The 17063-nt window shown below is 57.4% G+C and carries 19 protein-coding genes and 1 riboswitch; of the genes, 5 read left to right on the forward strand and 14 right to left on the reverse strand.

Features of this window, described 5'->3' with window-relative positions:
* Positions 1–163: 163 nt before the first annotated feature.
* Positions 164–1849, reverse strand: coding sequence for a 30S ribosomal protein S1 (gene rpsA, locus L0664_RS07020; RefSeq protein ID WP_268821606.1), 1686 nt, complete (start codon positions 1847–1849; stop codon positions 164–166).
* Between the two features lie 664 nt (positions 1850–2513).
* On the opposite strand from rpsA, the gene L0664_RS07025 reads away from it, so the two are divergent.
* From L0664_RS07025 to L0664_RS07035, 3 genes are all read left to right on the forward strand, one after another.
* The gene (locus L0664_RS07025; RefSeq protein ID WP_235224942.1) at positions 2514–3020 is read left to right on the forward strand and encodes a hypothetical protein; all 507 of its coding nucleotides are present in this window, start codon (positions 2514–2516) and stop codon (positions 3018–3020) included.
* A gap of 134 nt (positions 3021–3154) precedes the next feature.
* Positions 3155–3475, forward strand: a complete 321-nt coding sequence (locus L0664_RS07030) for a hypothetical protein (RefSeq protein ID WP_235224943.1) — start codon at positions 3155–3157, stop codon at positions 3473–3475.
* A 35-nt stretch (positions 3476–3510) separates the two neighbouring features.
* Positions 3511–4137: a hypothetical protein gene (locus tag L0664_RS07035; protein ID WP_235224944.1), complete on the forward strand. Its 627-nt coding sequence runs from the start codon at positions 3511–3513 to the stop codon at positions 4135–4137.
* A 12-nt stretch (positions 4138–4149) separates the two neighbouring features.
* Here L0664_RS07035 and L0664_RS07040 read toward each other — a convergent pair whose 3' ends face one another.
* A complete protein-coding gene (locus L0664_RS07040; RefSeq protein WP_235224945.1) occupies positions 4150–5301 on the reverse strand; it encodes a DUF2130 domain-containing protein in 1152 nt (383 codons plus the stop codon).
* Between the two features lie 80 nt (positions 5302–5381).
* Between L0664_RS07040 and L0664_RS07045 the strand changes: the two genes are divergently transcribed.
* Both L0664_RS07045 and L0664_RS07050 read left to right on the forward strand, forming a co-directional pair.
* Complete coding sequence (locus tag L0664_RS07045; RefSeq protein WP_235224946.1) at positions 5382–6035, forward strand: hypothetical protein; 654 nt, start codon at positions 5382–5384, stop codon at positions 6033–6035.
* Positions 6035–6682, forward strand: coding sequence for a histidine phosphatase family protein (locus L0664_RS07050; protein ID WP_235224947.1), 648 nt, complete (start codon positions 6035–6037; stop codon positions 6680–6682). Before L0664_RS07045 ends, L0664_RS07050 begins: the two co-directional genes overlap by 1 nt.
* On the opposite strand, the gene L0664_RS07055 is transcribed toward L0664_RS07050, so the two are convergent.
* The 12 genes from L0664_RS07055 to L0664_RS07110 form a co-directional block, all read right to left on the reverse strand.
* Positions 6679–7185, reverse strand: coding sequence for a hypothetical protein (locus L0664_RS07055; RefSeq protein ID WP_235224948.1), 507 nt, complete (start codon positions 7183–7185; stop codon positions 6679–6681). The genes L0664_RS07050 and L0664_RS07055 overlap by 4 nt on opposite strands.
* A gap of 80 nt (positions 7186–7265) precedes the next feature.
* The gene (locus L0664_RS07060; RefSeq protein WP_235224949.1) at positions 7266–7874 is read right to left on the reverse strand and encodes a (d)CMP kinase; all 609 of its coding nucleotides are present in this window, start codon (positions 7872–7874) and stop codon (positions 7266–7268) included.
* Positions 7871–8347, reverse strand: a complete 477-nt coding sequence (locus tag L0664_RS07065; RefSeq protein WP_235224950.1) for a hypothetical protein — start codon at positions 8345–8347, stop codon at positions 7871–7873. Before L0664_RS07065 ends, L0664_RS07060 begins: the two co-directional genes overlap by 4 nt.
* Positions 8347–9699 carry a 3-phosphoshikimate 1-carboxyvinyltransferase gene (gene aroA, locus L0664_RS07070; protein ID WP_235224951.1) on the reverse strand — a complete coding sequence of 451 codons (1353 nt, stop codon included), beginning with the start codon at positions 9697–9699 and terminating at the stop codon, positions 8347–8349. Before aroA ends, L0664_RS07065 begins: the two co-directional genes overlap by 1 nt.
* A gap of 149 nt (positions 9700–9848) precedes the next feature.
* A complete protein-coding gene (trmB, locus tag L0664_RS07075; RefSeq protein ID WP_235224952.1) occupies positions 9849–10550 on the reverse strand; it encodes a tRNA (guanosine(46)-N7)-methyltransferase TrmB in 702 nt (233 codons plus the stop codon).
* A 5-nt stretch (positions 10551–10555) separates the two neighbouring features.
* Positions 10556–11737 (reverse strand): methionine adenosyltransferase, encoded by a 1182-nt coding sequence (gene metK, locus L0664_RS07080; RefSeq protein WP_235224953.1) that lies wholly within the window; start codon positions 11735–11737, stop codon positions 10556–10558.
* Positions 11738–11743: 6 nt separating this feature from the next.
* Positions 11744–11791, reverse strand: a riboswitch (SAM-SAH riboswitch).
* A 14-nt stretch (positions 11792–11805) separates the two neighbouring features.
* Positions 11806–13341, reverse strand: coding sequence for an apolipoprotein N-acyltransferase (lnt, locus tag L0664_RS07085; RefSeq protein WP_235224954.1), 1536 nt, complete (start codon positions 13339–13341; stop codon positions 11806–11808).
* Positions 13334–14221: a hemolysin family protein gene (locus L0664_RS07090; RefSeq protein ID WP_235224955.1), complete on the reverse strand. Its 888-nt coding sequence runs from the start codon at positions 14219–14221 to the stop codon at positions 13334–13336. Before L0664_RS07090 ends, lnt begins: the two co-directional genes overlap by 8 nt.
* Positions 14222–14273: 52 nt before the next feature.
* Positions 14274–14762, reverse strand: coding sequence for an rRNA maturation RNase YbeY (ybeY, locus tag L0664_RS07095; protein ID WP_235224956.1), 489 nt, complete (start codon positions 14760–14762; stop codon positions 14274–14276).
* A gap of 69 nt (positions 14763–14831) precedes the next feature.
* A complete protein-coding gene (locus L0664_RS07100) occupies positions 14832–15845 on the reverse strand; it encodes a PhoH family protein (protein WP_235224957.1) in 1014 nt (337 codons plus the stop codon).
* Between the two features lie 149 nt (positions 15846–15994).
* Positions 15995–16333: a hypothetical protein gene (locus tag L0664_RS07105; protein WP_235224958.1), complete on the reverse strand. Its 339-nt coding sequence runs from the start codon at positions 16331–16333 to the stop codon at positions 15995–15997.
* A gap of 12 nt (positions 16334–16345) precedes the next feature.
* Positions 16346–16906 (reverse strand): OmpA family protein, encoded by a 561-nt coding sequence (locus tag L0664_RS07110; RefSeq protein ID WP_235226156.1) that lies wholly within the window; start codon positions 16904–16906, stop codon positions 16346–16348.
* Positions 16907–17063 lie beyond the last annotated feature (157 nt).

The raw sequence follows: 17063 nt of genomic DNA on the forward strand, positions 1-17063 counted from the left end.
AATACGGCCAAAACTGTAAACCAAACTGTTCACATCCTGCGCGGTCAAAATGCTGCACAGCGGCATAGACCATCCGATTCGCACCCTAAAATGCAAAACGCCGCCGGACTGAACCGGCGGCGTTTCGTCTTTTCGAATGGCCCGTCAGGGCCAGAGGGACGTCTTACTCGTCGTCGCCCTTGTTCAAAGCTGCACCAAGGATATCGCCCAAGGATGCGCCGGAGTCGGACGAACCGAACTGCTCAACTGCTTCTTTTTCTTCCGCGATTTCGCGTGCCTTGATCGACAGACCCAGACGACGTGTCTTGGAGTCGATGTTGGTCACACGAACGTCGACCTTGTCGCCCACGCCGAAACGCTCAGGGCGCTGCTCGGCACGGTCACGGGACAGATCGGAACGACGGATGAAGGATTTCGCACCTTCATAATCGACCTCAATACCACCGTCTTCGATCTTGGTAACTTCAACTGTGATGATGGAACCACGCTTGGTGCCGCCAACAGCGTCTGCAAACGGATCACCGTCCATGGCTTTGATCGAAAGCGAAATACGCTCTTTCTCAACGTCCACTTCGGTAACCTTGGCATTCACCATGTCGCCCTTGCGGAAATCGCCGATTACGTCTTCGCCGCGGCCTTCCCATGTCAGGTCGGACAGGTGAACCATACCGTCGATGTCGCCTTCAAGGCCAACAAACAGACCGAACTCGGTGATGTTTTTGACTTCGCCTTCGACTTCGGTGCCCTCAGGATGTGTCTCCGCGAAGACTTCCCATGGGTTGCGCTGTGTCTGCTTGAGGCCAAGGGAAACGCGACGCTTGCTTTCGTCGATTTCCAGAACCATCACTTCTACTTCCTGAGATGTAGAAACGATCTTGCCCGGGTGTACGTTCTTCTTTGTCCAAGACATTTCAGAAACGTGCACAAGACCTTCAACGCCGGCTTCGAGCTCAACAAATGCGCCGTAATCCGTGATGTTTGTCACGCGACCTGTGTGTGTTGTGTCCAGCGCGTATTTCGCGGCCACAGCATCCCATGGGTCTTCTTGCAGCTGCTTCATGCCAAGGCTGATGCGGTGCGTTTCTTTGTTGATCTTGATGACCTGCACCTTGATCGTCTCACCAATTGTGAGGATCTCGGATGGGTGGTTCACACGGCGCCATGCCATGTCTGTCACGTGCAACAGGCCGTCTACGCCGCCGAGGTCAACGAACGCACCGTATTCAGTGATGTTCTTGACGACGCCGTCGACTTCTTGACCTTCAGTCAGGTTGCCGATGACTTCCGCGCGCTGTTCTGCACGGGATTCTTCCAAGATCGCACGACGCGATACAACGATGTTGCCACGACGACGGTCCATTTTCAAAATCTGGAACGGTTGCTTCAGACCCATCAATGGGCCCGCGTCACGTACAGGGCGCACGTCAACCTGCGAACCCGGAAGGAACGCAACCGCGCCGCCCAGATCAACAGTAAAGCCACCTTTAACGCGACCAAAGATTGCGCCTTCAACGCGCTCTTCGTCTGCATATGCTTTTTCGAGGCGATCCCATGCTTCTTCACGGCGCGCCATCTCACGAGAGATAACAGCTTCGCCGCGGGCGTTTTCGGAAGAACGAAGGAACACTTCGACTTCGTCGCCAACATTGATTTCTGGGGCTTCGCCAGGATTTGCGAATTCTTTGATATCTACGCGGCCTTCCATCTTGTAGCCGACGTCGATGATGGCTTGGCCTGCTTCAATCGCAATGACTTTGCCTTTGACGACACTGCCCTCTTGGGGTGTGTCGATTTCGAAGCTTTCATTCAAGAGTGCTTCAAACTCGTCCATAGATACGTTCATAGCCATGTGGCGTCTGTTTCCTAAGGTCTGTGTTGGCCGTGCGCGTAACGGGTGCGCCGGACTTGGTTAAAATTTGTCTTACGTCTTGAACAACAAAAGAGGGCCGGACGAACCGACCCTGCTCAGTTGCACGTTCTAACGACGCTTCAACGAGGCGGCGTATAGGCGAATATCGCTGCGGGAGCAAGCCATCCTTGCACCAGCGCCGTCCACACATAAGCCAACAGGCACTGGATGCCCGCGCAGTCGCAAGATTGCGCCGATGATCGCAACATTGCGCATCAATCCGCCCACCATGACCATCCAAGACCGCAAGCAGACCGCAGTCTGATATCCCCAACACCGATCAGTCGCACGAATTCCTTTCAAACCCCCATGAAACAAAGGCCGTAACGCTGCGACAAACCACCGCGAACGCTACGTCAACATCATTCTTGACATCAACCAGAATCATAGTCAAAGTGACTATCAAATTTGAAAGATATTTATATATATAATGTGTTTAGGTATCTTTTGAAGTCATATTGAATTCTTGGGGTTGCGAATGGAAGATACAACGCGCTACACACTAAACACCGGACGGCCTTCCTTCCTCCGGTACACAGAATCACGTTCTGATGCCGTGTTAACAGCCAATGCCCCCCCAGCGCTCAGGCTGGGCAGCACGAACGTGATCCCTATGCAGCGGTCTGCCGTGGTTCAGCCCCACAGCGCTGAATACATGGCAGACCAGCTGTTCCAGGAATACGACCGCCAACAGGAAGCAGACGACGCCGCGCTCTGGTCGCGCAGCGTCGTCGCCCTGTGCGCGCAAAACGGGCGTGCCAAAGACATCGTCATGGACCTGTCCGATGACGTGGGCGACATCACGACCTGTGACAGCGTCAGCTCTGTGCTGCGCTACGCCACAAACTGCGACGGCGCGATGACGATTGCCTTGCTTGATATCGATCTGATGGATGAGCTCCATGAAACCGTGCCGCGCCTTTTGACATTGCGGCAGGCCAATCCTGAACTTGTCATCGTTATCATGTCGCGCACATTCGCCCATTCCGACTTTTCGGCGGAACGCGCGCGCATCGCAGACGCATCCGTCCGCCTCCCTGCGTCACAATCCACACTGCTCGCGGCATTTCGTGCCGCAGTTTCAAACACAAAACAGCGGCTTGAGTTGTAATATGACTACAAAATGAACACCTGAACGATGGTTACACAACGTAACGGCGATCTTCAGCCACTTTCAGACTATCAAAATGACTGCGTATTGAGTATTCCAGATATGGGATAGTACACCGTTTTTAGAGGCTGATCGTGGACAACAAGATTTTACAGCAGATCGCCACGCTGCGATCATTGCTGGAAGAAATGGAACACGAATTCGGCATGAGGGACCTGTCGCGCAACGAAAGGGACATTTTGCTGGCGATGGCACAAGAACAAAAGGCCAGAGGTGACAGCAGTGACATGTGTTCAACCGAGGCCGTGCGAGAAAATTCGATAACCAAAGAACTGTCGCAGCCAACTTTCCATCGTACCCTCAAACAACTGGTGAAACGTGGTCTCGTAGAACCATGTGAGGGTTTTCCAAAGGGTCTTTATAGGCTCACCAATAGTGCGGACGGCTACCTCTGAGGGCTGTGCGCCCCTCAGAATGAAACTGAATTCGCGTGAAAAACATCGTTGAAACGATCAAGACGGATTTGGACGACCATCTCGCAAAGATGGCGCTTCACAGCAGCGCCGTGTTTATTGCGTATTGTTTGTCATGGCTGGTCATATCGCCGGTCCAGAACCATTTGCTTCCCAATCTATTCACCCTGATTTCGCTGTTCTATCTGCCATTCGGGATCAAAATCATCTCGGCCTTCTTTGAAGGCTACAAATCAATGATCTACCTCGCCCCCGGCGTCCTGATTTCATTCGCATTGTTTGTGGAAATGCCGTTGGGTGCGATGAAAACCAATATGACATTGTTGATCAGCTACGGCGCAGCGCCCACGGTTTTCATACTTCTGGACTGGCTCAAGGCCGACGGCGCGCACGGATTATCCGCCAGCCAGGCGTGGCGCACGCTGGTACTGGGCGGCGCTATCTCATCGGTGTTGATATCGTTTCTGATACACGGCGTGTGGCATGACACCATCGATCCGAACGTGATGTTCTCCAGCATGTTGCGGTTCATTATCGGTGACATGCTGGGTCTCGCTGTTGTGCTGTCCGTTCTTATGGGCGTCTTTCGCCTGCGCTCAAAACGCAGCCGGTATCGTGCCAACGAACACCGTCCCGAAGGGTAACAACAGGGGCGATCAGTCGTCCTTCACAATCATCAGCGCCTCAACGCTCTCGATCTCGGGCATGGCGCGTCCTGCAATTCCCTGCAAATCCCCATGCATTCCGACGGTCGATGCAATCACCAGATCAATCTGTTTGGCCCGCAGCGCCCATTGTTTTTCAATGAAAACACGCTCTTTGCGCAGGTTGTCCTGCATGTCCTCGAACCGTTCAACGATTGCATCAACCCGCTGCTTGAACTGCGTGCCGGTCAGATAATCATAGATCATCTCCATCTTGGTTTCTTGGCCCATGGCCCGTCCCTTGGCCCCCGCAACATCAATCAGACCCTGTCGCAAAGATGTCGCCAGCGGCACGGCATAGCGCGGCGCGCACACCCAGATGCCGTCGACCAAACCGAAACTCTCGATCCCGTCGGGCAACGCCACAGACGTGATCACCGCAACCTCGCACCCGCTGGCACGTTGATCATCGCGCAGTTTTGCCAGCCATCCGGCCGTCCAGTTCTTCGTGCGCTTGCTTTCCCATAAAATCCGTCCCGCCAGAACGCCCTGCGCCATGACGTTCTGTTGCACATCCGCGCCGTTCACACCTTTGGCAACGGGCACAAAATCATCCATCACGAACGCCTGCCCCAGCGTTTCCTCAAGAACAATTTCGGCCGCCTCGCCCTGCGTCTGCATCGATCCTTGCGTCGCGCGCTTTTGCAAATCCTCAATCCGGTTGGTCAGCGCGTCAATCTTTTGCGCCTGCTCTGCCTCGCGCAGCGATGCCTTTTCCTGCGCTTCCTTAGCCAGACGTTCCTCTAGCGCGGGGCGTTCAGCCGCCAACATCTTTTGCAATGTCAGCTCCATCTCTGCCTCTTTGTCCTTCAATTCCTGTTCACGCCGCATCGCCGCGGCCTGCGCGGCTTGGGCTTCGCGCAATTTGACGTCCTGTTCTTTGACGCGCTCTTGCAGGGCCACTTGCTCTGCGGCTGCCTCAACCTTGGCCGCCTCTTTGGCCTGTGCCTGTGCCACCGCCAACGCCTTGGCCGCTTGTGTCTGCTGGCGCTGCATTTCCTCGTCAAAGGACCGTCGCAAATCCGCCATCATGGGGCCTGCCAGTTGTTCGGTCAGCTCAATCTCGTTCGAACATTTGGGGCATTGGATCGTCAGATCAGACATGACTTCACTCTCGTTTGGGGTTGGCCCATCCCTAACACGCCAATCATTGCGCCTCCAGCAGGGGTGTCTATGGTGCGGCCATGTTTCGACTGATCCCTTTGTTGTGCCTTTTGCCCACATACGCCGCCGCCGATTGGTCGCCGTTGCCGCGTGCATTTGATTACACTGCGGTCTTTGATCGCTGCACGCTCGATCCCACCCGCGTTGACCCCGACGAATGCGCAGCCTTTTTCCATGACGCATTTATCCTGAACGAAGCGGTGGCAAATACCGTCGCAGATTGTACCGCCCCGTCCCTCGCCGCCTGTGACACCCAGTTCGAAGACATCGGCCTGCCCGCAATCGCGGCCCGCATTGCAGTTGATAGCGCGTGCGAACAAACACCGACCGCAACATTTGAACCGTTCACGCATCTGCCGGCGGATCATTGCATCACCATGATTTCGGACATCTTGCGCGACGAAGGCGTCGTGCCACTGGACGCACCGCTGCATTCAACCGGGCACTGCGCAAATCGTGACCTCGATTGCGAAGACATGCTGATGATTCACGGTGAATACTGGTATCGCGCGGTGATCGCCCTGTCAGATACGGACCTCACGCGGTTCAGATCTGACACTGCGTCGAACGACTGCCTGTCATCATCACCAACCGACGCAGCGGTGTATCACTGCCACGCATCCGCCCTTGCCACGATCTGGGCGGACCTTTCCCAAACCGAACAGGACAACTGATGGGTGAACTTTATCTGGTCCGCCACGGCCAAGCCAACCCCGGTGCCAAAACCGAAGAAGACTATGACCGCCTGTCAGACCTCGGCCATGCGCAGGCCGCGCTGTTGGGCACATGGATGCGCGATCACGAAGCCCCGTTTGATCTGACCCTCGCAGGCACCCTGCGCCGCCACCGCGAAACCGCCGAAGGCATGGGATACACCCCCGACACCTTCGATGAACGCCTCAACGAAATGGAATACTTCGCACTGGTGCGCGACATGGAGGCATTTCACAACGTCGCCCCGCCCGCCTCACCGGAAGATTTCGCCACCCACATGCCCCAGACCTTGGCGGCATGGGAACAGGCCACAATCAACGGATCAGAACCCTTCGCCACATTCGAAACCCGCATCCATTCAGCCCTGTCAGAGGCCGCGAAGCCCGGAAAACGTGTGCTATGCGTCACGTCAGGCGGGGTGATATCAATGGTCATGCGCGGTGCGTTGGGCCTCAGCACGGATCAGATGGCGCACGTGCTGCTGCCCATCTACAATTCATCCCTGCACAAATTTCGCATCCGTCCTGATGGCACATTCCTGATGGCATTCAACGCGGTGCCGCATCTGGACCCACCCCATTTGGCCGATCACCGCACCCACCTTTAGATGTCTTGCCCGCGGTTCAGCAGATCATCAATAAGCCCCTGATAAATATCGTTTGAATCGCCCCCACCAAACACCTGCGCACCGCCCGAATACAGCGTGCCATACGTCCGCGCGAGGTTCACCGTCTGCGCAATCGCCGACAAAAACTGATCCCTCTCAAGCGCGGCCAGCGGATGGATAAACACCCCCCAAACACGCCCGTTTGCCACCGCATAGCGCGCATCCAGCGCCGTATCGAAATTGGCCTGCATCATGCGGTTCATTTCTTCTGGGGTAACGTCATCAACGCTCGCGATTGGGACCATCGCGCGCATCCGGTCAGCACCGGGGGCCATAACGACCAACACGGGAATGTCCTCAATCGTCAGCTCAATCCCGTTTGCCGTCATCGCGGCATCAGGATCAATGTCAGTGATAATGTCGGCCAACCGATCCGCCGTCATCGCGTCTTGGGCAAACGCGGGCGTGGCAAAGGCCAATAACAGGGCAAAAACGCGAAACATAAATGGCAGACCTTTCGGGTTGGTTCGTGAAACCCTACCCCGACATGCCCTCACTCTCAAAGCACCGCTGCGTGATTGGATCAGCCGCGCGCCGCCGCCACGATCGCAATCGCGCGGGCAATCGCGGCCTGCGCGCTCAGATCAGATGTATCCAGCAGCACCGCATCCTGCGCGGGTTTCAACGGTGCGGTTTCACGATCACGGTCCCGCGCATCACGCGCCTCTACATCGGCAAGAACGTCTGCGAATTCCAACCCCATGCCCTTGGCGTTCAATTCATCCAGCCGCCTGCGCGCACGGGTCTGTGCACTGGCCGTGACAAACAATTTCACATCCGCGCCGGTGCAAATCACCGTGCCAATGTCGCGCCCGTCCAATACCGCACCCCCGTCACGGGCGGCAAACTGGCGCTGAAACGCAACCAAGGCCGCGCGCACGTCAGGATCAACAGCCACCTTGCTGGCGGCCTGCGCCACCTCGGGCGTGCGCAAATGATCACCCTCTAGATCAATAGGCTCCAATGTTTGCGCCGCCTCAAGCGGATCAACACCGTGCAACACCTTGGCCCCGACAGCGCGGTACAACAGCCCCGTGTCCAGATGTGCAAACCCGAAATGTGCCGCAACCGCCTTGGAAATGGTGCCTTTGCCCGCCGCCGCAGGCCCGTCAATGGCCACTGTAAACATCACGCGGACCTCCTCAGATGAACAATCAACACCAGACCACACAGATAGAGTGACGCAAACTTCGCCATTGTTAAATGGCTCGCGACGCGCACAACATCAGGATCAAGGATCGCCACACGCACAAAGTGGAAAATCGCGACGTTTTCCGCCAGATCAACCATCGTATAAAGCGCGGCCAGCCCGGCCACAAAATACCGCATCCAACCGCCACGCCACCCTGTCAGGGCCAGCCACAACGCAAGCGACACAATGAAAATCCGGTCCCAGCGCATCAAGATCACCGCATAGGTATCGCTGGCCTCATCCCGGATCACGTTCACAAAATCCGCAATGCTGGCCGCATCATACCCGCGCAAATGAAAATCCGGCGGCCACAGCCCATCCGCACCCGGCACAACGGTGAAATACAGCATCGCCCCCATCACCAGATAACTGACGATCGCCACGGTTCCGGCAATGCGGCGCGTCAGATCCATCACACGTTAGACCGCGTGATCCCCGCGCCCAGCTGCGTCATCAGCCCCTCGAAAATGGGGAAAGACGTGGCAATCGGGCCGCCATCATCCACCGACATCGGGGCATTCGTGGCCAATCCCATCACAAGGAACGACATTGCAATGCGGTGGTCCAGACAGCTTTGCGCGGTAATCCCGCCCGCAACATTGCCAAACCCGGCGCCCGTTACGGTCCACCAATCGGGGCCCTCGTCCACGGTCACACCAGCGGCGCGCAACCCCTTGGCCATCGCATCGATCCGGTCGCTTTCCTTGACGCGCAATTCCTTCACGCCCTTCATCACGGTCTGGCCTTCGGCAAACGCAGCAACAACCGACAGCACCGGATATTCGTCAATCATCGAAGCTGCGCGCGCGGGCGGCACCTCGATCCCAACCATATCAGGGGAATATTTCGCACGAAGATCGGCAACAGGCTCGCCGCCCTCTTCACGCATGTTTTCAAACGTCAGATCGGCACCCATCTCTTGCAGGGTGTAAAACAATCCCGCACGGGTCGGATTCAGCCCGATATTTGGCACCAACACGTCGGACCCTTCGGCCAGCAACGCCGCACACACCGGAAACGCCGCCGAAGACGGATCGCGCGGCACAATAATTGTCTGCGGCTTCAACTCGGGCTGCCCCTTCAGGGTGATCACACGGCCCTCGTCGGTATCTTCAACGCTCAGATCCGCACCAAAACCAACCAACATGCGTTCCGTATGGTCCCGCGTGGCTTCCTTTTCGATCACCACCGTTTCACCCGGCGCATTCAAACCCGCCAGCAACACCGCAGATTTCACCTGCGCCGACGGCACCGGAACCGTGTAGCGCACAGGCACAGGCGCGTTCGCACCGACAATCGTCATCGGCAAACGCCCGCCTTCACGGCCAACGGCAACAGTCCCAAACAATGCCAAAGGGTCCGTGACCCGCCCCATAGGACGCCCGTTCAAGGATGCGTCACCCGTAAACGTCACCGTAATCGGACAGGTCGCCATAGCGCCCATAATCAACCGCACGCCGGTGCCAGAATTGCCGCAATCAATGACGTTCTCGGGCTCAGCAAATCCGCCCACACCCACACCATGCACAGACCACTCACCACCACCATGGTTCACAACCTCAGCCCCGAAGGCCTCCATCGCCCGGCCCGTATCCAGAACATCCTGCCCTTCCAAAAGGCCGGTCACCTTGGTCTCACCCACCGCCATCGCCCCAAGGATCAAGGACCGGTGCGAAATTGACTTGTCACCAGGCACATGGGCCTCGCCCTTCAATGGGCCACCCTTGCGGGATATCATAGGAATGGGGTCGCCGTGGCCTGACATATCGTATCCTTTACAGTGCTAAGGCCTGATAAACCGCGCACCTTGAAACGTCCACGCCCCGCTTGTCTTTGGTTTACAAATATTCTGGGAGGTCTGGAGGGCTGGCCCTCCAGCGGATCGGATGGCGCAGCCATTCGATCCCCAATCGCTTATGTCTTGCGAAACGTCAGATAATGGGCCGTGCGCCCTTCGCGAAACGCCTTTTGCTCATAGCGCGTCGAAATCCAGTCGCCCCACGGATCACGCCAATCCTGCGCCTCTTGCGCCAACCATTCAAATCCGGCCTTGGGCACCTCTTCCAACGTCTGGCGCACATAATCCTTGATATCCGTCGCGACACGAAACTCGGCGCCGGGCTTTAGCACTCTCGCCAGTGGCTCCAAATGCTCCGGCGTCACAAACCTGCGACGATGGTGGCGCGATTTCGGCCAAGGATCGGGATACAACAAAAACGCCTTTGAAATCGTTGCATCCGGCAACACGTCAAACATATCGCGCACATCACCGGGATAGATCCGCAGGTTCTCGACGCTGGCTTTGCGCACTTTACCCAACAGCATCGCAACGCCGTTGATATAGGGCTCACATCCGATAATCCCGACGTCAGGATTTTCGGCGGCTTGGTGGATCACATGCTCACCACCGCCAAACCCGACCTCAAGCCAGACATCACGGCCCCCAAACAACGCACCCAAATCCAAATTATCCCGTGTCGGGTTATCATCCCAAGACACAGCACCGGGCGACAACGCCGCCAGATCTTCGTCCAGATATCCCTTTTGGCTGTCCTTCAGGTGCTTGCCCTTCAGGCGGCCATAAAAATTGCGGTGCGGGCGCTCGGGGTGGTCCATGTTCGTCAGATTGCCTTTTTCAAGGCATCCACCAGATCGGTGCGCTCCCAGGAAAATCCGCCATCGGCTTCGGGTGCGCGCCCAAAATGGCCATAGGCCGCCGTGCGCTGATAGATCGGCTTATTCAGATCAAGGTGCGTGCGAATACCGCGCGGCGTCAAATCAATCACCTGCGGGATCGCCGCCTCGATCGCTGCGGCTTCAACCTCGCCGGTGCCGTGCGTATCAACGTAAATCGACAACGGCTTGGCCACGCCAATCGCATACGACAACTGCACCGTGCAGCGCGTCGCCATCCCGGCAGCCACCACGTTTTTGGCAAGGTAGCGCGACACATACGCGGCAGAGCGGTCAACCTTGGTCGGGTCTTTGCCCGAAAACGCACCGCCGCCATGGGGCGCGGCACCGCCGTAGGTGTCCACGATAATCTTGCGCCCGGTCAGGCCAGCATCGCCGTCCGGCCCACCGATCACAAACTTACCGGTCGGGTTCACGTGCCATTCGGTTGCCGTATCGATCCAACCCTCAGGCAGTACCTCGCGGATATAGGGTTCCACGACTGCGCGCACATCCGCACTGGTCATGGTTTCATCCAAATGCTGCGTGGACAAAACGATGGACGACACACCGACAGGTTTGCCGTTTTCATAACGCACAGACAGCTGGGATTTCGCATCAGGGCCCAGCGTCGGCTCGGTTCCGTTTTTGCGCACCTCCGCCAAACGGCGCAGGATCGCGTGGGCGTAATGCACAGGTGCGGGCATCAATTCGGGTGTTTCATCAACGGCATAACCGAACATGATCCCTTGGTCGCCCGCGCCTTCGTCCTTGTCACCCGATGCGTCAACACCTTGGGCAATATGCGCGGATTGTTCGTGCAGCAGGTTCATCACGTTGCAGTACTTCCAGTGGAACTTGTCCTGCTCATACCCGATGTCTTTGATGCAATCGCGCGCGATCTGGTCAATATCGCCCATCATCGCCGCCAGTTTCGCAGGGTCCGACAGCCCGATCTCGCCGCCGATCACAACCTGATTGGTCGTGGCAAATGTCTCAGCGGCCACGCGGGCCTCAGGCTCAACCGCGATCAGCGCGTCAAGGACAGCGTCTGAAATACGGTCACATACTTTGTCGGGGTGCCCTTCGGATACAGATTCCGAGGTGAACGTGTAATTGCTTCGTGCCATGGGGAGCGCTCCAGTTTTTTGCCGATCCACGTCAGGAAGCCGTTGTGGATGGATTTCTGAGACCCCGCCTAACCGCGCGATGTGCCAGCGTCAATCTTATTGCGGCGCGCCTGCGCAACGCCCGCTGCAAGTGCGACGATAAGCAACACTACCAATGGCCAATCCCCGATCCGCGCATAAAGGGTCGGTGGCAGCGGCGCGGGCACCATCGCATCAAGGTATCCCGCCGTGTTCAGGGCCAGACTGGCGACAATGCGACCCCGCGCATCAATCACCGCAGAAATGCCGGTATTGGCGGCGCGCACCACGGGCAAACCCTGTTCAATCGCGCGGGCCTGCGCCTGCACCAAATGCTGGCGCGGCCCTGCATTATTGCCGAACCATGCATCATTGGTGATGATCAACAAAATGTCGGCACGCACTTCACCGCGCTGCATGTCTTCGGGGAAAATCCCCTCATAACAAATCAGCACCCGCGCAGTGCCAAGCCCGTCAACCTCCATCAGCCCGTCACCCGTTCCGGGACTGAACCCCGCAACCTGTTCAACCAGCGTGCCCAGACCAAGCGGTTCCAGCAGCCACGCCAGCGGGATATATTCCCCGAACGGCACCAGATGCGCCTTGTCCGAAATCGCGGCGACCGTGCTCGGCCCTTCGATCAAAATCGCGGAATTGAAATATTCCCCCTGATCGCGCCGCTGAATGCCCGCCACAACAGGCGCACCGCGCGCGGCAAGCGACATTTGTTCCAACCACGGATCAGCATAATCCAACACAGCCGGAACAGACGTTTCTGGCCAGATCACCACATCCACAGCGTCACCCGCGCCCGTTTGCGCGATTGCACGATCAAAGAAAACGGGCATCCAGTCGCGATCCCATTTTTGATGCTGGGGCGCGTTGGGCTGGATCAGGCGCACCGTCTGCCCGGTCGTCGCGGACGCTAACGGCGTAAGTCCCACCAGTGACATCGTGACCAGCACCACAGCCCCAATCACAGGCGCGGCGATCAACCAGCCCCGCGTCAGGCCATACACAACAGCCACCGCCACCACGCTTAAGACAAACAACGCGCCGTATGATCCGACCCAGGCCAGCCAGACATCTGCCCCCGTCCCCACCAGCGCATAAGATGGAATGCCCCAGGGAAACCCGCTGAACACATGGCCGCGCGCCAGTTCCGCCGCCGTCAAAGTGACAGGCATCCACAAAACCGCGCCCGATTGGCCGCCAATACGCCGCGCCACACCAAATGCAGCGGCCCAAAACAGCGCCAGCCCCCCCGCCATCAATGCAATCGCAAACGGGGCCATCCAGCCATGGCGCGCAACGTCCACCAAAAAAGGTTCAACGATCCAGCGCAGCGTCCAGCCGAAATACCCAAGCCCCACCAGCCAGCCAAACAACGCCATCTTTTTGGGGCGGTCCAGCGGCATCAACATCAAGATCAGGATCAAACCGATCAGAATGTGAAACGGGCCAAAAATCGTGTCGTCATGGGCGCGGGCCAAAAACAACCCCAACAAAACCGGGGCGATAACGCGCGCAACCTTGATCCAGAACGGCACAGACCCCGCCGGAGTGCGCAGGCTAAACCTAGCCACTCGTTGTGCCCGTAAGGCGCACGCGCAAACGCTTGATGCGGCGCGGGTCAGCCTCGACCACCTCGAATTCCGGGCCTTCGGGATGCCGGATCACCTCACCGCGCGCCGGAACATGGCCCGCCAGCATAAAGACCAACCCCCCCAGCGTGTCGATTTCCTCTTCGTCAATCTCTTCGTGTTCGGTCAGCGGCGTTCCGATCTCGGCTTCGAACTCCTCAAGGGGGGCCTTGGATTCGACCATGTAAACGCCCGGTTTTTCAAGCGTCCATAGCACCGCTTCGTCGGTGTCATGTTCGTCCTCGATCTCACCCACGACCTGTTCGATCAAATCCTCGATCGTGACCAGCCCGTCCGTGCCACCATATTCATCAATGACCAGCGCCATGTGGATCCGTTCCGCCTGCATCTTTTGCAACAACACACCCAGCGGCATGGACGGCGGGACAAACAACAGCTCGCGCACCAGATCACGCAGATTGAACGCCTTGGATTTTCCGTTGAACCCATGGATCAGTGCAAAATCCTTGAGGTTCACAAACCCCAGCGGGGTGTCCAGCGTCCCGTCAAAGGCCGGCAGGCGCGTCAGCCCGCTGTCCCGGAACACCTGCACCAGATCGGCGCGGTTGATGGTGACAGGAACGGCGACAATATCCGCCTTGGGGATCATCACATCTTCGACGCGCTTGCGACGCAGATTGATCATGCCACGTGTTTCAGCGGGGGGCATATAACCGACGGTGGCAGGTTCATCTGTCGGGGTGGTCGAAGGGCTCAGCGCCTCGACAATCCGGTTGAAAAAGCCGCGGTCGGTCGTGCTTTGCGGGGGGTCGTCTTGCGCGCTTTGCGCCGCGTTAGAAGATCCGTCTGTGGTGTCGCCCATGGAGTCCTGTTTTCAAAACGGGCCGCACAATGCGCACCCAAAGAAGCTGTCCTTACGAATATGGGTCAGGGATGTCCAGTTTGCCAAGTATTTCTGTCTCTATCCCCTCCATTAGCGCGCCGTCGCCGTCCCGGACGTGGTCAAAACCCAGCAAATGAAGCGTCCCGTGCACGATCAAATGGGTCACGTGATGGTCAAACGGTTTGCCCGCCGCCCCCGCCTCGCGTGCGCAGGTGTCATAAGAAATGGCAATATCGCCCAATTCAGCGTCCATCGGCAGGCGCGGCGGGATCGGCATTTCACCGTCCGCTATCGCGCCGCGTTCGTCGGACGGCCAAGACAACACATTCGTCGCCGTACCCTTTTGGCGAAAATCCGCGTTGAGCGCCGCAATGCGGGTGTCATCACAGGCCAGAATGCTGACCTCGAAGGTGGATGGTTCAAGCCCCGCGCCGATCAACGCGGCATCCACAGCGCGCAGGGCAATGGCATCAAGATCCCAACGATCGTCTTCCACGAGGATATCGAGCGTGACGCTCATGCGCAGGCAGCGGGGGCCAGCCCCCGCACCCCCGGGATATTTATGAACCAAAGAAAAGGAACGGCTGCTCTATTTCGGGTCATCGGCTTCGTAGGCTTCGATAATGGCTGCAACCAGCGGGTGGCGCACGACATCTTTGGACGTGAAGTAGTTGAAGTCGATCTTCGGGATTTTGTTCAGCAGGCGTTCCGCGTCACGCAGGCCGGACGATACACCGCGCGGCAAATCGATCTGGGTGCGATCGCCCGTAATCACCATGCGCGATCCTTCGCCCAGACGGGTGAGGAACATCTTCATCTGCATCGTTGTGGCGTTCTGCGCTTCGTCCAACACGACAAAGGCACGGCTGAGCGTACGCCCGCGCATAAACGCCAGCGGCGCAATTTCGATCTTCTTTTCCTCGATCAGCTTTTCCACCTGTTTTTGCGGCAGAAAATCGTTCAGCGCATCATAAAGCGGCTGCATATACGGATCGACTTTGTCTTTCATGTCACCGGGCAAATACCCCAGCTTTTCGCCTGCTTCGACGGCCGGGCGGCTGAGGATGATCTTTTCCACATGCCCGCCGATAAATAGGTTCACCCCAACGGCGACGGCCAGATAGGTTTTGCCCGTCCCCGCAGGGCCGATGCCGAACGCCAATTCATTCTTGAACAGGGATTTCACATAGGCCTTTTGCGCTTCGGTGCGCGGTTCAACCATCTTTTTGCGGGTCTTGATTTCAACGCGGTCCCCAACGCCAAGATCCATCTGATCGCCCAATGGGGTGCCCGTGCCCTTTTCGGATGCGCCCATGCGCACTTCTCGGTCAATGTCACCTGGTTCAACGGCGCGCCCAGCTTCGAGGCGTTCATAAAGCGCGGTCAGAACCTCGCCCGCTTCGCGCGACGCCTCCGGTTCACCGTGGATCGACAATTGGTTGCCGCGCCGCACCACTTGCACGCCCAGCTTCAATTCAACATCTGCGAGATTGCGGTCATGTTCGCCGCACAAATCGATCAACAAGAAATTATCAGGAAATTCGAGCACCACGGGCGGCGCATCTTTTTCATAGGCGGTTGGGGGCTGTGTGCTGGTGGCCAATCAACTCTCCGAACGGTTTGGGGTTTATCGTGATCGTGGCAACAACACACGTAGGGCGCAAGCCATCACATGACAATGCCACAGAATTGATAACAAAAGGGGCCACAGATTTCTCTGCGGCCCCTAAAAGCGTTTCAAGATGCCTGCTATTACAGCGGATCAGGAATGCTCGTGCCTTCGTTGAACGGGCCAACAGCTGTGGATGGCGGTGCAACACCGGAACACACAGGGCGCCCATCCGGCGTCAGACGCTCGGACAGGTAACCTTCGATGCCGTCATCGATGATCCAGTGGTCACACCCGTTCGGGTCAACCCAGATACCGGCAACCAGCTGTGTCAGGCTTTTCTCATCGCGGCCGGCGTCTACGAAACGCTCCGCACCTGTGCGGTTGCCACCCTCGACGTTGAATGTGGTCAGCAGTGCTTCGCCACAACCCGAAACCGAAAGGCCCAGACCCAGAAGAGCAGTGATTTTAAGTACGTTCATCTTTTATGCTCCTCAGCGAATGCAGTAGATTTCGACGCGACGGTTTTCCGCACGGCCAGCATGTGTGTGGTTGTCGGCCCGTGGGCGACGCTCACCAAAGCCGCGTACGTCAACAACGCGGGTGCCCGCATCCTGTGCAATACCAGCGACCATCTGTGCGCGGCGGTTGGACAGGTTCATGTTGTATTCGTCAGACGCGTTGCTGTCTGTGTGGCCATAGATCAGGAAACCAAACGCATTGGCCTGCTGGAAAAACGCCATCAAACGCTGCTTGTCGGAATTGGAAATCCAAGGCTCGTCGTTTTCAAACAGTGTATCCGTCGGGATCACACCGCAAATTTCGGACCGCATGCAGATCGGGGATCCATCGCGGTTACGACGTGGGGACATGTAGCCCTCAAAACCGTCATCCATCACCCAGTGCGTACAGCCGTCCGGGTCAACCCAGATTGTCGGCTCATAGCTCTGACCAGTGATTGTCTGTTGTGCAGCCGCAGGTGTCGCCATCATAAACGCACCCGTGAACGCGGCAGCAAGCCCCGTCAGCACTGTCTTGCCCATTTTCATTTTCATTGTTGCCACAGCCTCTTCCTCTGTCTGTCCCAAACACTGGACACTCTGGGTGCCCCCCATAAGACCTTACGTCACATTATCTGCCTATGATTAGCAAACTTTAGGCATATTGGAAGGATAAAACACCAGATATTGTGGCTGTTTTCGCAACAAAATG

It is taken from the genome of Octadecabacter dasysiphoniae, from assembly GCF_021532615.1.
In the GTDB taxonomy this organism is placed as follows: domain Bacteria; phylum Pseudomonadota; class Alphaproteobacteria; order Rhodobacterales; family Rhodobacteraceae; genus Octadecabacter; species Octadecabacter dasysiphoniae.

Coding starts and splice junctions, on each gene's coding strand:
- rpsA (WP_268821606.1), bottom strand. CDS start 1,849: ATGGCTATGAACGTATCTATGGACGAGTTTGAAGCACTCTTGAATGAA.
- L0664_RS07040 (WP_235224945.1), bottom strand. CDS start 5,301: ATGTCTGATCTGACGATCCAATGCCCCAAATGTTCGAACGAGATTGAG.
- L0664_RS07045 (WP_235224946.1), top strand. CDS start 5,382: ATGTTTCGACTGATCCCTTTGTTGTGCCTTTTGCCCACATACGCCGCC.
- L0664_RS07050 (WP_235224947.1), top strand. CDS start 6,035: ATGGGTGAACTTTATCTGGTCCGCCACGGCCAAGCCAACCCCGGTGCC.
- L0664_RS07055 (WP_235224948.1), bottom strand. CDS start 7,185: ATGTTTCGCGTTTTTGCCCTGTTATTGGCCTTTGCCACGCCCGCGTTT.
- L0664_RS07065 (WP_235224950.1), bottom strand. CDS start 8,347: ATGGATCTGACGCGCCGCATTGCCGGAACCGTGGCGATCGTCAGTTAT.
- aroA (WP_235224951.1), bottom strand. CDS start 9,699: ATGTCAGGCCACGGCGACCCCATTCCTATGATATCCCGCAAGGGTGGC.
- trmB (WP_235224952.1), bottom strand. CDS start 10,550: ATGGACCACCCCGAGCGCCCGCACCGCAATTTTTATGGCCGCCTGAAG.
- metK (WP_235224953.1), bottom strand. CDS start 11,737: ATGGCACGAAGCAATTACACGTTCACCTCGGAATCTGTATCCGAAGGG.
- L0664_RS07090 (WP_235224955.1), bottom strand. CDS start 14,221: ATGGGCGACACCACAGACGGATCTTCTAACGCGGCGCAAAGCGCGCAA.
- ybeY (WP_235224956.1), bottom strand. CDS start 14,762: ATGAGCGTCACGCTCGATATCCTCGTGGAAGACGATCGTTGGGATCTT.
- L0664_RS07105 (WP_235224958.1), bottom strand. CDS start 16,333: ATGAACGTACTTAAAATCACTGCTCTTCTGGGTCTGGGCCTTTCGGTT.
- L0664_RS07110 (WP_235226156.1), bottom strand. CDS start 16,906: ATGAAAATGAAAATGGGCAAGACAGTGCTGACGGGGCTTGCTGCCGCG.